15 protein-coding genes are annotated in these 22,021 nt (G+C 34.9%); 7 read left to right on the top strand and 8 right to left on the bottom strand.

The window, feature by feature from the left end:
- Positions 1–4: 4 nt before the first annotated feature.
- The gene (gcvT, locus tag ACFPH8_RS07930; RefSeq protein ID WP_376859938.1) at positions 5–1,087 is read right to left on the bottom strand and encodes a glycine cleavage system aminomethyltransferase GcvT; all 1,083 of its coding nucleotides are present in this window, start codon (positions 1,085–1,087) and stop codon (positions 5–7) included.
- Between the two features lie 187 nt (positions 1,088–1,274).
- Here gcvT and ACFPH8_RS07925 point away from each other — a divergent pair, with 187 nt between their 5' ends.
- The gene (locus ACFPH8_RS07925) at positions 1,275–2,909 is read left to right on the top strand and encodes an aminopeptidase P N-terminal domain-containing protein (RefSeq protein WP_376859936.1); all 1,635 of its coding nucleotides are present in this window, start codon (positions 1,275–1,277) and stop codon (positions 2,907–2,909) included.
- Here ACFPH8_RS07925 and ACFPH8_RS07920 read toward each other — a convergent pair.
- Positions 2,906–3,421 carry a GNAT family N-acetyltransferase gene (locus ACFPH8_RS07920; RefSeq protein ID WP_376859934.1) on the bottom strand — a complete coding sequence of 172 codons (516 nt, stop codon included), beginning with the start codon at positions 3,419–3,421 and terminating at the stop codon, positions 2,906–2,908. The genes ACFPH8_RS07925 and ACFPH8_RS07920 overlap by 4 nt on opposite strands.
- A gap of 118 nt (positions 3,422–3,539) precedes the next feature.
- Between ACFPH8_RS07920 and ACFPH8_RS07915 the strand changes: the two genes are divergently transcribed.
- The gene (locus ACFPH8_RS07915; protein ID WP_248399321.1) at positions 3,540–5,120 is read left to right on the top strand and encodes an NAD(P)H-hydrate dehydratase; all 1,581 of its coding nucleotides are present in this window, start codon (positions 3,540–3,542) and stop codon (positions 5,118–5,120) included.
- A 180-nt stretch (positions 5,121–5,300) separates the two neighbouring features.
- Here the strand turns inward: ACFPH8_RS07915 and ACFPH8_RS07910 are convergent, their stop codons facing one another.
- Positions 5,301–6,338 (bottom strand): TlpA family protein disulfide reductase, encoded by a 1,038-nt coding sequence (locus ACFPH8_RS07910; RefSeq protein ID WP_376859931.1) that lies wholly within the window; start codon positions 6,336–6,338, stop codon positions 5,301–5,303.
- 117 nt (positions 6,339–6,455) lie between these two features.
- Between ACFPH8_RS07910 and hutH the strand changes: the two genes are divergently transcribed.
- Entirely contained in the window at positions 6,456–7,967 is a 1,512-nt protein-coding gene (gene hutH, locus ACFPH8_RS07905) for a histidine ammonia-lyase (protein ID WP_376859929.1), read from the top strand.
- Positions 7,968–8,016: 49 nt separating this feature from the next.
- Here the strand turns inward: hutH and ACFPH8_RS07900 are convergent, their stop codons facing one another.
- The gene (locus tag ACFPH8_RS07900; protein ID WP_376859927.1) at positions 8,017–8,385 is read right to left on the bottom strand and encodes a hypothetical protein; all 369 of its coding nucleotides are present in this window, start codon (positions 8,383–8,385) and stop codon (positions 8,017–8,019) included.
- 81 nt (positions 8,386–8,466) lie between these two features.
- On the bottom strand, positions 8,467–11,028 hold the full coding sequence (locus ACFPH8_RS07895; RefSeq protein WP_248399329.1) for an ATP-dependent Clp protease ATP-binding subunit: 2,562 nt from the start codon (positions 11,026–11,028) through the stop codon (positions 8,467–8,469).
- Between the two features lie 259 nt (positions 11,029–11,287).
- On the opposite strand from ACFPH8_RS07895, the gene gyrA reads away from it, so the two are divergent.
- Positions 11,288–13,870 carry a DNA gyrase subunit A gene (gene gyrA, locus ACFPH8_RS07890; protein ID WP_376859925.1) on the top strand — a complete coding sequence of 861 codons (2,583 nt, stop codon included), beginning with the start codon at positions 11,288–11,290 and terminating at the stop codon, positions 13,868–13,870.
- A 9-nt stretch (positions 13,871–13,879) separates the two neighbouring features.
- Positions 13,880–15,124 (top strand): tetratricopeptide repeat protein, encoded by a 1,245-nt coding sequence (locus tag ACFPH8_RS07885; RefSeq protein WP_376859923.1) that lies wholly within the window; start codon positions 13,880–13,882, stop codon positions 15,122–15,124.
- A gap of 149 nt (positions 15,125–15,273) precedes the next feature.
- Here ACFPH8_RS07885 and ACFPH8_RS07880 read toward each other — a convergent pair whose 3' ends face one another.
- From ACFPH8_RS07880 to ACFPH8_RS07870, 3 genes are all read right to left on the bottom strand, one after another.
- Positions 15,274–15,489, bottom strand: coding sequence for a hypothetical protein (locus tag ACFPH8_RS07880; protein ID WP_376859921.1), 216 nt, complete (start codon positions 15,487–15,489; stop codon positions 15,274–15,276).
- A gap of 80 nt (positions 15,490–15,569) precedes the next feature.
- Positions 15,570–16,325: a C40 family peptidase gene (locus tag ACFPH8_RS07875; RefSeq protein ID WP_376859919.1), complete on the bottom strand. Its 756-nt coding sequence runs from the start codon at positions 16,323–16,325 to the stop codon at positions 15,570–15,572.
- Between the two features lie 15 nt (positions 16,326–16,340).
- Positions 16,341–17,519 carry an acetyl-CoA C-acyltransferase gene (locus ACFPH8_RS07870; protein ID WP_376859917.1) on the bottom strand — a complete coding sequence of 393 codons (1,179 nt, stop codon included), beginning with the start codon at positions 17,517–17,519 and terminating at the stop codon, positions 16,341–16,343.
- A gap of 129 nt (positions 17,520–17,648) precedes the next feature.
- Here ACFPH8_RS07870 and ACFPH8_RS07865 point away from each other — a divergent pair, with 129 nt between their 5' ends.
- On the top strand, positions 17,649–19,697 hold the full coding sequence (locus ACFPH8_RS07865; RefSeq protein ID WP_465251608.1) for an HD family phosphohydrolase: 2,049 nt from the start codon (positions 17,649–17,651) through the stop codon (positions 19,695–19,697).
- Between the two features lie 88 nt (positions 19,698–19,785).
- A complete protein-coding gene (locus tag ACFPH8_RS07850) occupies positions 19,786–21,918 on the top strand; it encodes a prolyl oligopeptidase family serine peptidase (protein WP_376859915.1) in 2,133 nt (710 codons plus the stop codon).
- The last annotated feature ends 103 nt before the right edge of the window (positions 21,919–22,021 follow it).

Below are 22,021 nucleotides of genomic sequence, written 5' to 3'. Positions count from 1 at the left end.
TATGTTAGCCTTTGTAAAAAGGTAGTTTTACAACCGTTGCAGGAACGGCATTCTTACGAATTTGGATGTTTATTTTAGTATCAAATGCACTGTAGTCTGGAGAAACATAACCCAAGCCAATTCCTTTTTTAAGCATTGGAGACATGGTTCCAGATGTTACCTTTCCAATTAAATTTCCGGCATCATCAACAATGTCATAACCGCTTCTAGGAATACCTTTATCCTCTAACTCGAAAGCAACTAACTTTCGTTTTAAAACGCCTTTCTTTTCTTCAGATAAGTTATCTGAATTAGTAAAGGTTTTTGTAAATTTAGTAATCCAACCTAAACCAGCTTCAAAGGGTGATGTGGTATCATCAATATCATTACCATATAAGCAGTAACCCATTTCCAAGCGTAACGTATCACGAGCTGCTAAACCTATTGGCTTAATGCCAAAATCAGCACCTGCTTCAAAAACCTTATCCCATATTTGTTTTACTTCTGAATTCTTACAGTAAATTTCAAAACCACCACTTCCCGTATAACCGGTTGCAGAAATGATGACATTTTCTACCCCTGCAAAATCGCCAACCACGAAATTGTAAAATTTAATGGCAGATAAATCATGACTTGTTAAGGATTGCATTGCTTCAATAGCTTTAGGCCCTTGAATGGCTAAAAGTGAATAATCATCACTAATATCTACCATTTCGGCACCAACATCATTTTTAGATTTAATCCAATTCCAATCCTTTTCAATATTGCCCGCATTAACAACTAAAAGGTAGGTTTCTTCTTCAATTTTATAAATAATTAAATCGTCAACAATTCCGCCCGTTTCATTCGGTAAGCAGCTATATTGTGCCTTTCCAATGGTTAATTTGCTCGCATCATTCGTTGTGACTTTTTGAATTAACTCAAGGGCTTTTGGTCCTTTGATTAAAAATTCACCCATGTGCGAGACATCAAATACGCCAACGGCTTTTCGTACGGTTTCGTGTTCTACATTTACGCCTTCATAGTGTACTGGCATATTGAAACCTGCAAAAGGCACCATTTTTGCCCCTAATGCTTCATGTGTTGATGATAAAGCTATATTTTTCATAAGTATATTCCGTTTAAACGAACATTTTAATTAGACTTCGATTGAGACACAAATGTATTGAAATTTATCTGTTTTAAAGAGTTGCCTTAAGGTTAATCTAGGCTTAAAAGTTTGTTAATTTTTTTAGTTAAAAGCTGACTGTTCTATTTTATCTTTTAATTTACCATTGGTTTAAAACGCGTATCTCATGAAACATTTTATTATGGCGGCATTTGCGGCTTGTATAACACTTAATATGCCAGCACAAGATGGCTTACCAACCGATTATTTATCAGCTGAATTTCATAAAAGTAGACGTGACGCCTTGCGCAGCGGTATGCCTGAAAATTCTGTCGCTGTTTTTTTTGCAAATCCTGTGAGAAATAGAGCCAATGATGTGGATTACGTATATCATCAAGACCCCGATTTTTATTATTTGACGGGTTATAAAGAACCCCATGCTGTTTTAGTTTTATTTTCTGAAAACCAAACGAATTCGGAAGGTGTTGTATACAACGAAATAATTTATGTTCAGGAAAAAAATCCGCAAGCAGAGCAGTGGACCGGAAAACGGTTAGGTATTGAAGGTGTGAAAAATCAATTGGGTTTTGACAGGGCGTATAATGGTAGTGATTTTAACAATTCAGGTGTTGATTATTCCCAATTTGATAAAGTTTTATTTAATAATTTTAATAATGATTATCGCGACTCTAAACGCAACCAAGCCGACTTACATAGCTTAATTGAACAGTTTAAGCAACAAGCTAATTATGATGAAAATACGTTGCCAGATCCTATAAAATTTCGAATTTATGAAATGATTAAAGCCACAGATCTTGAAAATAGTGCCAATGTGGCTCAAAATATTGGTCGTGCTTTGGAGTACTATCCTAATTTAAAAAAGGATAAAGTGATTTCAGATTATGCAGAATCAACAGATCCAAATGTGCGTTTGGAATTGAAACAACAAATTATAAAAATAGAGCAGGAGACACCAAAATCGAATTTGGACACCCAAAGTTTATCCACACTAATGGCAGGTTTGCGCCAAATTAAAACTGAAGAAGAGCTGGTGTTACTTACAAAAGCCGTTCGCATTTCGGCTATGGGACAACGTGAAATTATGAAGGCTATGCATCCAAACATGTCCGAAATGGAAATACAAGGCATTCATGAATTTGTATACAAAAAATATGGTAGCGAGTACGAAGGCTATCCTAGTATTGTAGGTGCCGGAAATAATGGCTGTGTGCTGCATTATATTGAAAATAGTAAAATGCACGTAAATAATGAATTGGTGCTCATGGATTTAGGTGCTGAATATCATGGTTATACCGCAGATGTTACACGAACTATTCCAGCCAATGGAAAATTTACCAAAGCGCAAAAAACTATATACGATTTAGTTTTTGAAGCTCAAGATGCTGGTATTGCAGCAGCCAAGGTAGGCAATGGGTTTCATGCAGTTGATGCGGCTAGTCGCGCTGTTATTCATAAAGGATTAATTGCTTTAGGAATTGCCCAAAATGATAAAGAAGCTAGACAGTACTTTCCACATGGCACCTCTCATTATTTAGGGTTGGATGTTCATGATCCTGGGCTTTATGGAGCTTTTGAGCACAATATGGTTATTACTGTTGAACCAGGAATTTATATCCCAAATGGCAGTAATTGTGATAAAAAGTGGTGGGGAATTGCCGTAAGGATTGAAGATGATATTTTAATTACTAATAATGGTCCCGTTAATTTATCAGCAGAGGCGCCTAGAACATCTAAAGACATTGAAGCCTTGATGAAAGAGAAAAGCGCTCTGGATGATTTTGTATTACCTGCATTAGATTAATACGTTAAAAGCATCTGATGATTGGGGTTGGAATGGGTTTGTGAAATTTTAAAATCATAACTCCCTACAATTTTAAACCCTGCTTTTTTATAGAAATTAATGGCTCTATGGTTTTCTATCCATACATATAACCACATTCCAGATTGGTTGTGTTTTTTTGAAACTGAAACATTAAATTCAAATAATTCTTTCCCTAATTTTAAATTATGAAAAGCTTTCAGTACATAGATACGTTCTAGTTTGGTTACATTTTTAAACGGGATGTTCTTTTCAGAAATGGAATATATTATTTTAGAGTAGCCAATTGGTGTTTCGTTATAGATTAGCATATGAAAAATAGTGTTAGTGTCCAGCAGTTCTGCTTCAAAAGCAGATTTAGTGAATTTTAAATTGATATATGAATCTATATCAGCTTTAGAAGCACTCATACCATGAGACTCCAAAAATGTTTGCCTTCGAATTAAGGAGAGTGTTTCGGCATGGTTGGCATTCGCTTTAATAATTTTAATCATTTGGTAAAAAATGTAACTGATTTATAGGTTATAAAAGTATAATTTTAAAGACAATAAAATTAACTGTATTTTTGAAAGCATGTCCGTTTTATTAATATAAATAAAGTAATAAATACCCATGAAAATATTTTCAGATAAGCAGATTTACGAAGGTGATAAACTCACGGCAAAAAAGCAAAACATTACATCCACCGAACTCATGGAGCGTGCGGGTATACAAATTTTCAATTGGTTGCATTTACGTATGCAAGGCGCTCAAGTACCTATTCACGTGTTTTGTGGCATTGGAAATAACGGCGGTAATGGTTTGGTGGTAGCTCGGCATTTAATTAACCATGGTTACCATGTGAATACCTATGTGGTTAACTTCAGTGATAAGCGAACACGGGATTTTCTGTGTAATTATGACTTAATAAAACAAACCACAAAAAAATGGCCTACGCTTATAGGTCCAGATGATGATTTTCCTGAAATTGGTCCTGATGATATTATCATTGATGCCGTTTTCGGTATTGGATTAAATCGTCCGGCAGACGATTGGGTGGTTAATTTGTTTCAACATTTTAAAGTGTCTAAAGCATTTACGCTATCCGTTGATATTCCTTCCGGAATGAAAACAGATGCTGTTCCAGCTGACGATAATAATGTGGTTTGGGCAAATCACACATTGAGTTTCCAGTCCACAAAACTCGCTTTCTTTTTACCAGACACCGCTAAATTTACGGAACAATGGGAAGTTTTAGATATTGGTTTTGATCGTGAATATTTAATAAAAACCCAAACAGCTGTAGATTTAATAGGTAAGCAGGAAGTATTGCCCATTTATAAACCCCGTGATAAATTTTCGCATAAAGGAACCTTCGGTCATGCACTTATAATTGGTGGAAGTTATGGTAAAATAGGAGCCGCTATTTTAGCTAGCCGCTCGGCTCTATCTATTGGAGCAGGATTGGTAACGGCTTTTGTGCCTAAATGTGGTTATATACCAATTCAGTCTAGTTTTCCAGAAGCCATGATTATTACCGACGAACAGGAGGAGTGGATTAGTAATATTCAATTTACAATTACTCCAACGGTTATTGGTCTAGGTGTTGGTATGGGAACTGAAAAAGCAACTGCTGAAGCTTTACAAGTGTTTCTAACTACCAACAAAACACCTTTAGTTATTGATGCGGATGGTATTAATCTGCTGTCTAAAAACAAAGATTTATTAAAGTTATTGCCACAGAATACGGTCTTAACACCACATCCTAAAGAGTTGGAACGCCTAATTGGTGTGTGGAAAGATGATTTTGATAAACTGAAAAAGGTTAAAGCATTTTCAAAAAAATATCACCTAATTGTGGTGATTAAGGGCGCTTATACGTTAACCGTTTTAGAAGATAAAATATATATTAATTCAACCGGAAACCCAGGATTGGCAACTGCCGGAACTGGTGATGTTTTAACGGGAGTTATTACCGGACTCATTGCACAAGGCTATGATTCTTTGGCTGCGTCTGTGTTTGGAGTATATCTACACGGAAAATCAGCGGATATTGCGGTACAAGGTTTGGGTTATGAAGCAATGACTGCTACACATGTAATTGATACATTAGGTGATGCCTATCTGAATTTGTTTGAACAGCCTGAACCTCCCAAAGTAGAAGCGGAGGAGAAGGAAGGAGAGAAAAAAGAAAAAAAGTCTAAAACCAAATAAAGGATAGACCTTATTTACATGAGCTAATTTATAAGGATTTCCACTAGTTGTTATGCTTAACAAGTTGCAGAATCTCATATTCTAACTTGTAAGGCATTGTTTTAAAGCAGATAGTAAACTTTATTATAAAAAAAGAGTCGCATTTTTTTGCGACTCTTTAATTTTGAAAGTATTCAGAATTTAGATATTTAATTCTGTTAGTAGTTCTTTGAATTCATCACTTGAAGGTCTTGGCGCATCTGGAGAAACCACATTTCCTGCAGGATCAATTAAAATAAAACGTGGAATACCGTTTATTTTATAGGCTTGGATAAATTCAGTTTGCCATCCTTTTGGAGCAAATAACTGAATACCGCCTAATTCTTTATCCGCAACCATGGCTTTCCACGCTTCGTGCGCTTTTTCCCATGAACCTTTATGGCTTCTATCATCATCAATAGATAGACTTACAAATTGGATATCTTTTCCGTGGTATTCTTTTTCAATTTCTTTTAAAAATGGAATTTCTGCTTTACAAGGACCACACCACGTTGCCCATACATCAATATATACATACTTTCCGGCTAAATCAGACAACGAGGTTGTTGTACCATCATAGTTTTCATAATCGTTAAACGTTGGGGAAGGCGTGCCTTTTGGAAACTCCTTTTTTAAAGCAATAGCTTGACCAATAAAGGATTTATACGATTTTAGCATGGGCTTCAAACTCTTATTTGCACTATTGGTAATACTTGTATCTATGGCTTTATTGGAATTATAAAACTCTCCTAATTCTGTTTTAATCTTATCAAGCTCGGTTTCTAACGTTTCCATATCCGAAATTTTACTCAAAGTTTCAAAATCAATTAGCTGTTCTTCTTTTAAAGATTTTTCCGCTAAAAAATTACTGTGTTCAGAACCTGTTCCTGTGTACTTGATACTTTCATCAAACATTTTTGTATCGATCGTCATGTCAATGTCATAACCATTTTTTAAAAATATAGATGTAGATTCGGCACCATCAAAAAGGTTGTATATACCAGCATCAACCTTTAGAGTATCGCTAAAAGTACCATCCTCATTTACGGATATTGTTTTGGCATAATCACGGGTTCGAATAAGTAATGAATCGCTGTTTTTATTTGTTATTTTTCCAGAGAAAGTCACATAGTCTTTAGGTGCTTCTTCTTTACAGGCAAAAATGGATAATGCTGCAACAAAAATTAAGGTTTTTTTCATGGTTAAAATAGTTTGTTTATTCAAAAATAGAATATTATCATGAATTATAAATGAAATGTCATTTTTTGTTTGCATAATACATAATGAATGTGGAATTTTGGGATAACATTTATGCACATGAGACCAATCCATTATATTTCGCAAGAAACCATTGATTTAGAAACTATTTCAGCCATTTTAGAAGAAGGCAAAACACTGGAATTAGCAGATAGTTCTGTTAAAAAAATTCAAGCTTGTCGGGATTATTTAAACCAGAAACTTAAAAATCAAGATTCGCCTATTTATGGTATAAACACGGGATTTGGTTCATTATATAATGTAAAAATATCAAAAGAAAATTTAACCAAACTTCAAGAAAATTTGGTAATGTCTCATGCGTGTGGTACTGGTGAATTGGTTCCAAAACCCATTGTGAAACTCATGTTGTTTTTAAAGGTGCAGTCTTTAAGTTATGGACATAGTGGTGTGCAGTTAGAAACGGCACAACGCTTATTGGATTTTTATAACCATGATATTTTACCAGTTATTTATACTCAAGGTTCTTTAGGAGCCTCGGGGGATTTAGCTCCTTTAGCACATTTGGCACTACCGCTAATTGGAAAAGGAGAGGTGTATTTTGAAGACGCTGTTCATACTGCTAAATCTATTTTGAAGAAATTTAATTGGGAACCCATAACCTTGCAATCTAAAGAAGGTTTGGCTCTGTTAAATGGAACACAATTTATGTCAGCTTATGGCATTCATTTATTAATGAAAGCCTATAAATTATCTTATTTAGCAGATTTGATTGGAAGTACATCTTTAGAAGCTTTTGATGGAAGAATTGAGCCCTTTAATGAATTAGTGCATTTGGTGCGTCCGCATAAAGGTCAGTTAAAAACGGCAGAACGTATTCGTGAGTTTTTAGAGGGTAGTGAATTAGTTGGTCAAGATAAAGTACATGTACAAGATCCCTATTCATTTAGATGCATGCCTCAAGTTCATGGAGCGAGCAAGGATACATTAGATTTTGTTAGAAAAACATTTATAACAGAAATTAATTCTGTAACCGATAATCCAAACATTTTTAGCCAAGATGATTTAATTATTTCTGGCGGAAATTTTCATGGTCAACCTTTAGCTTTGGCTTTAGACTATATGAAAATTGCCATGGCTGAATTAGGAAATATATCGGAAAGACGTGTGTTTCAATTAGTTTCTGGATTACGAGGTTTGCCAACATTTTTAGTTGATAATCCAGGTTTAAACTCGGGTTTTATGATCCCGCAATACGCAGCTGCTAGTATTGTAAGTGCCAACAAACAATTGGCGAGTCCGGCAAGTATAGATAGTATTGTTTCTAGTAATGGTCAAGAAGATCATGTAAGTATGGGAGCCAATGCCGCCACGCAAGCTTATACTTTAGTACATAATGTAGAACGTATTTTAGCCATTGAACTGTTTAATGCCTCTCAAGCTTTGTACTTTAGAAAACCTTTAAAATCTTCAGCATTTATAGAGTCCGTTTTAATGGCTTACCGCCAAGATGTGTCCTTTGTTTCTAATGATAGAGAATTACATATTGATATTAAAAATTCAGTTTCGTTTTTATCGAATTTAGAAATAGATGTGCAAGAAATCTACGCATAAATTTTACGTAAAATTTTGCTGTTTCTATGGATTTATAGGAAAGGCAAGTTTATACATTGCATAATTGGTCAGACCAAGCAATAGCTTCATCTAAAGACTGAAATGCTTTAAAGGGAATACTTATAAAAGTACTTTCAAAATCTGTGTTGTCAATTTTAACAGAATCGCCAAAGACAACAGCAAAACCAACAAGGTTTTTAATTTTAGAAGTTTCGAAATAAACATTAGGGTCTACCGAATAGGAGTTTATTCTGTGTGTAATATACACAAACTTTCTATTGTTAAAATAGTTTCTAGCAATATCATAAAGTTCATTGTTTAAATCAATTGAAACGGTTATGCCTTCCTTCATGACTGCTATCATGTAATGGTTATGGCAGGTAATGGTTCCGTACGGATATGTTTTTACAACAGACATATTTAAAGTTAAGTAAAATTTAGGATATAAAAAAACTCCACAAATGTAAGTGGAGTTTTTCAATATTATACGATTTATTTTTTAAGATTCAGTCTTTTTTTTTCCAGACTCAATTTTAATTTTCAATTCGTTGGTTTTAGCATCTAAATCCATGGAGATTTTATCGCCTTCAGAAATTTTCGAATTGATTATTTCTTCAGCCAAGGCATCTTCCACATACTTTTGTATTGCACGTTTTAATGGTCTAGCACCATATTGTTTGTCGAAGCCTTTGTCTGCAATATAATCTTTGGCAGCTTTACTTAATTTAAGCGTATAGCCAATATCCTTAATGCGTAAGATGAGTTTATCTAATTCAATATCAATAATTTTATTGATATCTTCTTTTTCAAGTGCATTAAAAACTACCACATCATCAATTCTATTCAAGAATTCTGGCGCGAAAGCTTTTTTCAACGCATTTTCAATGACGCTTCTAGCATTGGCATCTTCTTGAGATTTTTGTGAAGACGTTCCAAAACCAACACCTGTACCAAAATCTTTTAGTTTACGAGAACCAATATTGGAGGTCATGATAATAATAGTGTTTCTAAAGTCTATTTTACGACCTAAACTGTCCGTTAAATACCCATCATCTAATACTTGTAAAAGCATATTAAATACATCTGGATGTGCTTTTTCAATTTCATCAAGTAACACGACAGCATAAGGTTTGCGTCTAATTTTTTCCGTTAATTGACCACCTTCTTCATAACCTACGTATCCTGGAGGCGCACCAACTAATCTTGAAATGGCAAATTTTTCCATATACTCACTCATGTCGATTCGGATTAAGGAATCTTCACTATCAAATAATTCTTTTGAAAGTACTTTGGCTAATTGCGTTTTACCAACGCCTGTCTGACCTAAAAATATAAATGATCCAATTGGTTTATTTGGGTCTTTAAGTCCGGCACGATTTCGCTGAATAGCTTTTACTACTTTGGCAACCGCTTGATCTTGACCGATTACTTTACCTTTAATTAATTCTGGTAAAATGGCTAGTTTATTACTTTCGGTTTGTGCAATTCTATTTACAGGAATTCCGGTCATCATAGAAACAACGTCAGCCACATTATCTTCCGTAACGGTTTCACGGTGCAACTTGGTGTCTTCTTCCCATTTTTCTTGAGCAATGGCTAATTCTTTTTCCAAACGTTTTTCATCGTCCCGAAGTTTAGCTGCTTCCTCGTATTTCTGTTTCTTAACTACACTAGATTTTGTGGCTTTTACAGCTTCTAATTGTTCTTCTAATTCAACAATCTGATCTGGAACATTAATGTTTGTTATGTGCACGCGCGAACCTGCTTCATCTAAAGCATCAATAGCTTTATCTGGTAAAAACCGATCTGTCATATACCGATTCGTTAATCGCACACAGGCCTCAATAGCTTCCGGTGTATATTCCACATGGTGATGCGATTCGTATTTATCTTTAATGTTATTTAGAATTTCAATAGTTTCATCAACGGTTGTTGGTTCTACAATAACCTTTTGGAAACGTCTTTCTAAAGCACCATCTTTTTCAATATACTGTCTGTATTCATCTAAAGTCGTGGCACCAACGCATTGTATTTCACCTCTTGCTAAAGCTGGTTTAAACATGTTGGACGCATCCAAACTACCTGTGGCACCACCAGCACCAACAATGGTATGGATTTCATCAATAAACAGAATGATATCGTCGTTTTTTTCTAGCTCGTTCATTACAGCTTTCATACGCTCTTCAAACTGTCCACGGTATTTTGTACCCGCAACCAAGCTCGCTAAATCTAATGTTACAACGCGTTTGTTAAATAAAATTCGTGATACTTTTCTGCTTACAATTCTATTTGCTAAACCTTCAGCAATGGCAGATTTACCAACACCAGGCTCACCAATTAGCAGTGGGTTGTTTTTCTTTCGTCTACTCAAAATTTGAGATACACGTTCTATTTCTTTTTCACGACCTACAACAGGATCTAGTTTGCCTTCTTCCGCCATAGCTGTTAAATCGCGTCCAAAATTATCTAAAACAGGGGTTTTAGATTTCTTATTCGTTTTTCCAGTTGGTGAATTAAATAAATTATCTTTTGATGTGTCGTCATCTGAAGCTGAATCATCATCCGGAAAAGATTCTGATTTCGGCTCTCCTGTAATATCAGGATAATTTTCGTCGTTTGTTATCATAAACTTGAACTGTTCTTTTACGTTATCATAATCCACTTTCAGCTTATTTAGAAGCTTGGTTGTGGGATCGTTGTCGTTTCTTAAAATGCACAAGAGCAAATGTGCTGTATTAATGGAGCTACTCTGAAAAAGTTTCGCTTCCAAAAACGTGGTTTTCAAGGCACGTTCAGCTTGCCTGGTTAGATGTAAGTTCTTCTTATTATTAGAAGTTACTGCCATATTAGGATTTGCAGGACTTAAAATTTCGACCTTGCGTCTTAAATGGTTTAAATCTATTTCTAGAGCACTTAAAATATCAATAGCCTTTCCGCTACCATCTCGTAATAATCCAAGCATCAAATGTTCTGTGCCTATAAAATCGTGACCAAGCCTTAAAGCCTCCTCTTTACTATACGCAATTACGTCTTTAACTCTCGGTGAAAAATTGTCATCCATAAATAATTCCTTTCTGCATTAAATGTACTAAACATATTAGTAAGGACAAAAACCATACCTTAAATAATAGTTTGTATGCTAATAGACAAAAAAATGTTTATAAAGACAAAATATTTAACATCATACTTATTAACGAAAAGCAGGGTTTGAATTGTTAATAAAAAAACCGAAAAAACACAAAAGAAACCCTTGCTGTAGCTGATGAAATGGTTATATTAGCACGATTTGTAAACCTACAAAAATCTAATTAGTAATATATATGGCAGAAGGAGAAAAATTGATCCCAATTAACATTGAAGATGAAATGAAATCGGCTTACATTGATTATTCAATGTCAGTCATTGTGTCACGTGCTTTACCTGATGTAAGAGATGGTTTAAAACCAGTACATAGACGTGTGCTTTTTGGTATGCACGAACTAGGTGTTAGAGCAACTGGCGCACATAAAAAGTCAGCAAGAATTGTTGGGGAAGTACTAGGTAAGTATCATCCACATGGTGATACATCTGTTTATGATGCTATGGTTCGTATGGCTCAAGAATGGAGTTTACGTTATATGTTAGTGGATGGCCAAGGTAACTTTGGATCTGTTGATGGTGATAGTCCTGCAGCAATGCGTTATACGGAAGCTCGTATGCGTAAAATATCGGAAGATATGCTGGCAGATATAGATAAAGAAACCGTAGATCATAAATTAAACTTTGATGATACCTTACACGAACCAACCGTACTTCCAACACGAATTCCTGGTTTATTAGTTAATGGTGCATCAGGTATTGCCGTTGGTATGGCTACTAATATGCCGCCTCATAACTTAAGTGAAGTGGTGGATGGTATAACAGCTTATATTGAAAATACCGATATTGAAGTTGATGAGTTAATTACACATATTAAAGCACCAGATTTCCCAACTGGAGGAACAATTTATGGTTATGATGGTGTTATTGAAGCGTTCAAAACAGGTCGTGGTCGTATAGTCATGCGTGGAAAAGCACGTATTGAAGAAGTACAGGGTCGTGAATCTATTATTGTTACCGAAATTCCGTACCAAGTGAATAAGGCTGACATGATTAAAAAAACAGCCGATTTAATAAATGAAAAGAAAATGGATGGTATTGCGTCTATTCGCGATGAATCCGATAGAAACGGTATGCGCATTGTTTACGTTTTAAAGCGCGATGCTATTCCTAATATTGTATTAAATACCTTATATAAATACACGGCTTTACAATCGTCATTTAGTGTTAACAACATTGCTTTAGTCAATGGTCGTCCACAACTATTGAATCTGAAAGACATGATTCACCATTTTGTGGAACACAGACATGATGTGGTTGTACGAAGAACTACTTACGAATTGCGTAAAGCAGAAGAGCGTGCTCACATACTTGAAGGTTTAATTATTGCTTCAGATAATATTGACGAAGTAATTGCGCTTATTCGTGCGTCATCAAATGCGGATGAAGCGCGTGAGAAGTTAATTGAACGTTTTAAACTATCCGAAATTCAGGCCAAAGCCATTGTAGAAATGCGCTTACGTCAGTTAACAGGACTGGAACAAGATAAATTGCGTTCGGAATACGACGAGTTAATGATTACCATTGCTGATTTAAAAGATATTCTTGAGAAAAAAGAACGTCGTATGGAAATCATTAAAGACGAATTATTAGTTGTAAAAGATAAGTATGGCGATGAGCGTCGTTCGGTTATTGAATATGCTGGAGGCGATTTAAGTATTGAAGATATGATTCCAGACGAGCAGGTGGTTATTACCATTTCGCATGCAGGTTATATTAAGCGTACCTCACTTACAGAATACAAAACACAAAATAGAGGAGGTGTAGGACAAAAGGCATCTACTACAAGAAATGAAGACTTTTTAGAGCATCTATTCGTAGGAACTAATCACCAATACATGTTATTCTTCACCCAAAAAGGGAAGTGTTTCTGGATGCGTGTTTATGAAATTCCGGAAGGAAGTAAAACATCTAAAGGTCGCGCTATTCAAAACCTGATTAATATTGAGCAGGATGATAAAGTAAAAGCTTTTATCTGTACGCAAGACTTAAAAGATGAAGACTACATCAATAGCCATTATGTCATTATGGCAACCAAAAAAGGTCAAGTTAAAAAAACGGCTTTAGAGCAATACTCACGTCCACGAACTAATGGTATTAATGCCATTACAATTAAAGAGGATGATGAATTACTAGAAGCCAAATTAACTACTGGAAACAGTCAAGTTATGTTGGCCTTAAAATCTGGTAAAGCTATTCGTTTTGAAGAAGCCAAAACTCGCCCAATGGGTAGAAATGCATCGGGTGTAAGAGGTATTCGCTTACAGGACGAGAATACCGATGAAGTTATAGGTATGATTGCTATTGAAAATCCGCAAGAAGAATCCGTATTAGTTGTTTCTGAAAAAGGATATGGAAAACGTACTTATATTGATGATCCAGAAGATGGTGAAGCTGTTTACAGAATAACGAACAGAGGTGGAAAAGGAGTTAAAACTATTTCTATAACTGAAAAAACTGGTCATTTGGTGGCTATAAAATCGGTGACAGATGAAGAGGATTTAATGATTATTAACAAATCTGGTATTGCCATTCGTATGGCTGTTGCTGATTTACGAGTTATGGGTCGAGCTACACAAGGTGTAAGACTTATAAACTTAAAAGGAAGTGACTCTATTGCGGCTGTTGCAAAAGTAATGAAGGAAGAAGAAGATGAAAACGAAGCCTTGCTAGATGAAGATGGTAACATTATTGAAAATGAACAAGATACTGATAATGGCACAACTCTTGATACGGATGAAAACGAATTAAATAACGATAATTAAAATAATAAAATGAGAAACCCAATTTTAGTTGCATTGGCAATTCTAGTAAGTACTGTTTCTTTTGCTCAAAAAAAAGAGTTACGTACAGCAGAGAAAGCAATAAAAAATAAAAATTATGCTGAAGCCAAAACAGCATTGAATCAGGCAGAATCTATGATGTCTGGAATGGATGATAAGCAAAAATCCCAATATCATTTATTAGTAGCTGAAGCAATGTATGCTCAAGGTACAGCAAATAATTCCGACTTAAACAAAGCCATTGAAAGTTTAATTTTAGTAGGAAAAAATTATGATTCAGAAGCGTCTGAATTAACAACTACCATGGAAAATGAGCTTTTAATGAAAGCAAATAGCTTCTACAAAGCAAATAACTTTTCGGAAGCAGCAATAAAATTTGAGCAATTATATAACGTTGTTCCTCAAGATACAACCTACCTTTATTACGCAGCAATTAGTGCTGTTAGTGGTAAAGATTATGACGAAGCCCTTAAACATTATTTAGAATTAAATAAATTGGGTTATACTGGCATTACTAAAGAGTATTTTGCAACCAACAAAGAAACAGGTGAAGAAGAGGTTTTTGATAAAGAAAACAGAGATTTATTTGTAAAAACAGGCGCTTATATTAAACCAGGTGAACGTGTTTCAGAATCGAAAGCAAATGAAATCACAAAAAATATTGCCTTTATTTATGTTAATTTAGGGAAAACCGAAGAAGCTTTAAAGGCCATAAAATTAGCGCGTGATCAAAACCCTACAGATGTTAATATTATTTTAACAGAAGCCAATTTACAGTATAAACTGGGTAATAGAGATGAATATAAGTTGCTAATTGAAAAGGCAATTGATTTAGATCCAACTAATGTAGATTTGTTTTACAATTTAGGTGTTCTTTCGGCTGAAGCTGGGTATAATGACAAAGCTAAAGAATATTATAACAAGGTTATTGAAATGGATCCTACGTATACAAATGCACATACCAATATTGCAGCTTTAATACTAGGTGAGGAGCAAGGTCTTATTGAAGAAATGAATGGTTTAGGAACATCCGCTGCTGATAACAAACGTTATGATGAACTAAAGGCGGAACGTAAAGAGCTTTATAAAACAGCTATTCCTTATTTAGAAGCTGTTTTAGAAGTAGATTCAGAAAATTTAGAGGTTTCTAAAACACTAATGAATATTTATAGTGCCATTGCGGAAACTGAAAAGTACAAGAAAATGAAAGCTAAAGTTGAAGCTTTAGGAGGATAATTCTAATAGGTTTAATTGAATAAAAAAATGCTACTGAAATTCAGTAGCATTTTTTTTGTTTTATGTTAATCCAATAATTCGTTTTCCATGACTAGCGCTTGAAACAAATTTAATTGATAAGAACCATGGTATGCTAAATTCCTAGAAAACTAAAAAGTCAAAATGCCTGTCCATTTTAAAATAAACAAGATTAAAATTGTAATTCCGGTACTTGTATATATAACACCTTGCCAATAAAAAAGCCGTGTTCCCCATTGATTCCATAATGTACTACCATATTCCTTTTTGAAATGACCGTTGGTAAGCTTCCAGAAAAGGAAAGCGATAATTAAGAATAATGCAATTGCTATTGGTATGACATTCATTGGTTCTTGAGTTTAAAGAGGTGATTTTTGGGTTCGTTTTATAATAACAGATTCAATATTTAAATAATACTTGAACTTACTTACCCCTCCACAATCCGCTTAATAACGCGTAATTTATGAGTATGCATGCGTGTATCTACATTATAAATTCCGGAATGATCTAATCTATCAATGCGGACTTTACCATGTGCATGAATAATAAAATTATCCGGCATAATAATACCAACATGGACTATCTGTCCTTCGTCATTATCAAAAAATGCTAAATCACCTGGATCGCTTTCTTCAATAAAACTCAACGCCTCGCCTTGTGTGGCTTGTTGTGAGGCATCGCGGAATAATTTATAACCATTTAATTTATAAACCATTTGGGTAAACCCTGAACAATCTATACCAAAGGGTGTTTTTCCACCCCAAAGATAAGGAGCGTTTAAATATGAAAATGCGGTTTTTAAAATATGCGCTTTAGTAGCTATTTCACTAACCGCATTCCCATCATGTGTATGTTGTAATATATCCAATCCGTTTAAACTTGAGCCCAACGGAATAGGATATAGTTGACTTTCGCTGTCTTCAATAAATTCAACTAAATCCGTTGAAAGAATAGGCGCTTCGTCATGCAATGTATTATAATTGTCTTCTGTAATTTCAAGGTACTGCTTGTTATCAATCCAACCTTCATAGGTATCAAAACCCAATCGGATTCTACTCCAAGACTTCCGTTTTTCAAGCACTTTAAAATAATCACCATACAATACTTGGGACACAAGTTCACTTGTATCACTAGGTTCCAATCGTAATGGAACAATGCTTAAATGACAAATTCCGTATTGCATGCAAAAAGTAAGGTATTAGTTTCTTTCGATAACAACTGCCGAAGCACCACCACCACCATTACAAATAGCGGCTGCACCAATTTTTGCATTGTTTTGTTCTAAAACATTTAATAATGTAATTAAAATACGAACACCTGAACAACCTAATGGATGTCCTAAAGAAACAGCTCCACCATTCACGTTTACATTGGCGTCGTTTAAGCCTAGTATTTTCATATTGGCTAAACCAACAACCGAAAATGCTTCATTAAATTCAAAGAAATCAACATCTTTGATATTAATTCCAGCTTTATCTAACGCTTTAGGTAAGGCTTTAGCAGGCGCTGTTGTAAACCATTCTGGCTCATGAGCAGCATCGGCAAAGCTTTTTATAGTTGCTAGAACTTTCAATCCTAATTCGTCTGCTTTCTCGCGACTCATTAAAACCATAGCACCCGCACCATCATTTATAGTTGAAGCATTGGCAGCTGTAACAGTTCCATCTTTGGTAAAAGCAGGACGTAAAGCTGGTATTTTTTCTAATTTTACATTGGTGAACTCTTCATCTGTATCCACAACTAATGCATCACCACCTCTTTGTGGAACTTCAACTGGAACCACTTCATTATCAAATTTCCCGGCTTCCCAAGCTGCAGCCGATCGTTTATACGATTGAATAGCATAGGCATCCTGATCTTCACGAGAAAATCTATATTCAGTAGCACAGGCGTCTGCACAAACACCCATGGCGTTTTGATCGTAAGCATCCACTAATCCATCACGTTGCATCCCGTCTTCCATTTTAGCAGGACCAAATTTAGTACCTGTTCTAGCATGAAGATAATGCGGAATTAAACTCATATTTTCCATTCCACCAGCAACCACAACGTCGGCATCACCTAAAGCAATAGCTTGTGCTGCTTGCATAACCGCTTTCATTCCAGATGCACACACTTTATTTACAGTGGTACATGGAACCGTGTTTGGAATTCCTGCGTAAATTGCCGCTTGTCTTGCAGGCGCTTGTCCGGCCCCGGCTTGAACAACATGACCCATAATAACCTCTTGAACTAATTCTGGCTTTAAATTAATTTTTTCTAAAGCACCTTTAATAGCTACAGCACCCAAACGTGGTGCAGGAACAGTTGAAAGGGATCCTAAAAAACTACCAATTGGTGTTCTGGCTGCTGATACAATGACGACTTCTTTACTCATGTTTTTCTAGTTTAATTTTTTAATCCCACAAAATTAATCATTTTTTAATAGAATGTAGAATGATTAGCATTTTATACACCCATAATTTTCGACTATATTTTACTACATTTGAAAATATTTCACCAATCTATGAAAGACTTTATAAATACACTATATAGAAATCATTCGTTAGGCTATAAGCTGTTGCTTTTTATATCGACTACATTTTTAATTGTGTATTTATTTCCTAAAAGTGGTAAATTTAAATACAATTTCGAAAAAGGAAAACCTTGGCAATCAGAAAACCTTTATGCACCCTTTAATTTCGCCATTAAGAAAACGGATGCTGAAATTACCACGGAAAAACAAGAGATTAAGGACGCGTCACCGTTATACTTTAATTTAGATGCATCGGTTCCAAACACAATAACTAATAATTTTCAACGTCAATTTAAATCGGTTTTTTTAGATACGATTCCCGTCTATACAAGAAACGATTTAAAGGATGCTGGAATTCAAATAATTGATAAACTCTACCATTTTGGTGTTTTAAACGAAGAACATAATTATTCGGACACCAAAAAAGTCATTATTTTAGAAGGTCGCGTCGAGAAGGAGCAAACCCAATTTGTAAACCTAGTTAAGGAAAATCAATTAAAAGCAATTATTGTCAAGGTTTTAGAAAGTAAGGATTTGTTGACTTATAAAAATGAATTCACATCGTTGTTTTTCGATTTAGTAGAACCAAATTTAGAATTTAACAAGGAATTTTCATCCCGAGTACTTCAAGAAGAGCTCGATAAAGTCTCATATATTCGTGGAAGTGTTGAGCGGGAAACGCTTATTATCTCTAAAGGTGAAGTTGTAGAAGGTGTTAAGTTTCAAATTTTAAAATCGTTAGAATCTGAATATGAATCGCAAGTTTGGAACAAATCTAATTATATATGGATTGTTTTTGCCTACACTCTTTTAGTGGCATTAGCCTTACTTATGCTGTTGTTATTTTTAAGAAAATATCGGATGTCTGTTTTTGAAAATAATGTAAAAGTGACCTTTATTTTCTTTAACGTAGCCTTTATGGTATTAATCACAACCTTGGTGGTTAATTACAATTCGCAATACATTTATGTGGTCCCAATTTGTATTTTGCCCTTGGTGCTAAAAGCCTTTTTTGATGCGCGTTTGGGCCTGTTCACACATGTTTTAACGGTTTTACTATTAGGACTGGTAGTACCTAACAGTTACGAATATATGTTCCTACAAATTATTGCAGGAATCGTTACTATTTTAACCGTGTCGGAATTATACAAACGCGCGAATTTATTTATTTCCGTCGGGCAAATCACCTTAATATATATTGTTGCCTATTTTGCATTCTTCGTCATTCATGAAGGAAGTGTTGAAACCCTACAATGGGAAACTTTTGGTTTGTTTGTGCTTTGTGGCTTGGCAACCTTATTTGTGCAACCGCTAATTTATGCTTACGAAAAACTCTTCGGATTAGTGTCTGATGTATCTTTATTAGAATTATCAGACACCAATACCAAATTATTGAAAGAATTATCAAATAAAGCGCCAGGAACGTTTCACCATTCTTTAAATGTGGCCAATTTAGCTGAAGCTGCTGCTAACGAAATTGGAGCCAATGCTATGTTGGTTCGTGTTGGCGCCTTGTATCACGATATTGGGAAAATGAAAAACCCAACGTATTTTACGGAAAACCAATCTACAGGAATTAATCCGCATGATGAATTATCACCAACCGAAAGTGCTCAAATTATTATCAATCACGTAATTGATGGAATTGAAATAGCCCGAAAAAATAATCTTCCGGATCGTGTTATCGATTTTATTAGAACCCATCATGGAACGAGTTTGGTATATTATTTCTATATGAAAGAAAAGGAAGTCAACGAGCTCATAGCAATAGAAGATTTCATGTATCCAGGTCCAAAACCTTTCAGTAAAGAAACGGCTATTTTAATGATGTGTGATAGTGTAGAAGCGGCTTCCAAGAGTTTAAAAGAACCAACGTCCACAAAAATTGACGATTTTGTAGAAAGCATTTTAAACAAACAAATGAATGATGATCAGTTTTTAAATGCCAATATTACCTTTAAAGAAATTCAATCTATTAAAAAGATATTGAAGCAGAAACTGACCAATATTTACCACTTACGTATAGAGTATCCTGAATAGGTCATTTATTTATCACCTTGTATTTTCTTTAACATTACTTTATAAGTATTTCCTTATTTTTGTTCATTACACTAAAACCAATTATAATATGAGGAAATCATTAATATGCGTTTTGGCACTCTCAACTATCGTTGCTTGTAAGGATGACCAAAACAAAACTGAAAAAGAAGATGTTTCAATGACTATTACTTATCCAGAAACTAAAAAAGTTGACACGGTTGACACGTATTTTGAAACTCAAGTTCAAGATCCATACCGTTGGCTGGAAGATGATTATGCTGAAGATACCAAAGCATGGGTAAAAGCTCAAAACGAAGTGACGTTTAATTATTTAGATCAAATTCCGTTCCGAAGCAAGTTGAAAAAACGGATGGAAACGCTTTGGAATTACGAAAAAATTTCTGCACCATTTATTGAAGGTAATTACACCTATTTTTATAAAAATGATGGGCTTCAAAACCAATCCGTTTTATATAGAACAGATAAAGATGGAAACCAAGAAGTGTTTTTAGATCCAAATGCGTTTTCTAAAGATGGAACCACGTCTTTAGGTGGTTTAAGTTTTACGGAAGATGGTTCTATGGCTGCCTATGCTATTTCTGAAGGTGGAAGTGACTGGCGAAAAATTATCGTTTTAAAAACTGAAAATAAAGAAATTATTGGCGATACCATTATGGACGTTAAATTCAGTGGCATGTCTTGGTACAAAAATGAAGGGTTTTATTATTCCAGCTATGAGAAACCAAAAGGTAGTGAGTTATCAGCTAAAACCGATCAACACCGTTTATTTTATCACAAATTAGGAACACCTCAAAGTGAAGATAAAATTATTTTTGGCGATACTGAAAAGCGTCGTTATGTAGGAGGTTCTGTAACGCAGGATGAAAACTATTTGGTGATTACCGCAGCAAATTCCACCTATGGAAATGAGTTGTATATTAAAGACCTACGGAAAAATGGACCGATTGTAAAAGTGGTTGATAATTTTGAAAGTAGTAATAATGTTATAAATAATGAAGGTCAAACATTCTTCGTGGTTACGGATTTTGAAGCACCTAATAAACGCATTGTAAAATTCAATTTAAATAAATTTGAACAAGCCCATTGGGAAGATGTGATTCCAGAAACTGAAAATGTACTATCGGTATCTAAAGGTGCAAATTATATTTTTGCGGAATACATGAAAGATGCGGTTTCTGTTGTAAAACAATACAAATTTGATGGCACTTTAGTACGTGATGTTAGCTTACCAGGAATTGGTTCTGTTGGTGGTTTTGGTGGTAAAAAGGAAGCAACTACCTTATACTATTCGTTTACAAATTATACGGCACCAGGAACTATTTATGCGTATGACCCTGAAACTGGCGAATCAACGGTTTACCAAAAGCCAAATATCGATTTCAAATCGGATGATTATGAGTCTAAGCAAGTATTTTATAGCTCTAAAGATGGTACCAAAGTACCAATGATTATCACCTATAAAAAAGGCACAGAATTAAACGGCAAGAATCCAACTATGCTATATGCTTACGGTGGTTTTAATATTAGTTTAACGCCGTCGTTTAGTATTGCCAATGCTGTGTGGTTAGAAAATGGTGGTGTGTATGCTGTTGCTAATTTACGTGGAGGTGGTGAATACGGTAAAAAATGGCATAATGCAGGAACGCAAATGCAAAAGCAAAATGTGTTTGATGATTTTATTGCAGCAGCCGAATACCTAATCAAAGAAAACTATACGTCATCTGATTATTTAGCAATAAAAGGCGGATCTAATGGTGGATTATTAGTTGGTGCAACTATGACACAACGACCAGATTTAATGAAGGTGGCTATTCCACAAGTGGGTGTTTTAGATATGTTACGTTACCATACGTTTACGTCAGGAGCAGGTTGGTCCTTTGATTATGGAACATCCGAACAAAGTAAAGAGATGTTTGATTATATTAAAGGGTATTCGCCAGTGCACAATGTAAAAGCAGGTGTTCAATATCCAGCAACGTTGGTAACTACAGGTGATCATGACGATCGTGTAGTACCAGCGCATAGTTTTAAATTTGCCGCTGAATTACAAGACAAGCAAACAGGAGCGAATCCGACCTTAATTAGAATTGAGGTGAATGCCGGACATGGTGCCGGAAAATCTACTGAAGCTACTATTAACGAGCAAGTAGATATTCAAGCGTTTGCTTTGTATAATATGGGAGTGAAGGAGTTGAAATAAACTTTTGATATTGTATCTTATAGAAAAAGCCCAAACTTTTGTTTGGGCTTTTTGATTTTGTTATTCAGAACGAAGCTTGCACGGTAAAGAATCTTAAATTTGA

Source organism: Bizionia hallyeonensis (assembly GCF_042657385.1).
In the GTDB taxonomy this organism is placed as follows: domain Bacteria; phylum Bacteroidota; class Bacteroidia; order Flavobacteriales; family Flavobacteriaceae; genus Algorimicrobium; species Algorimicrobium hallyeonense.
The sequence above is the reverse complement of the archived record's forward strand: the minus strand, read 5'-3'. Positions and strand labels throughout refer to the sequence as shown.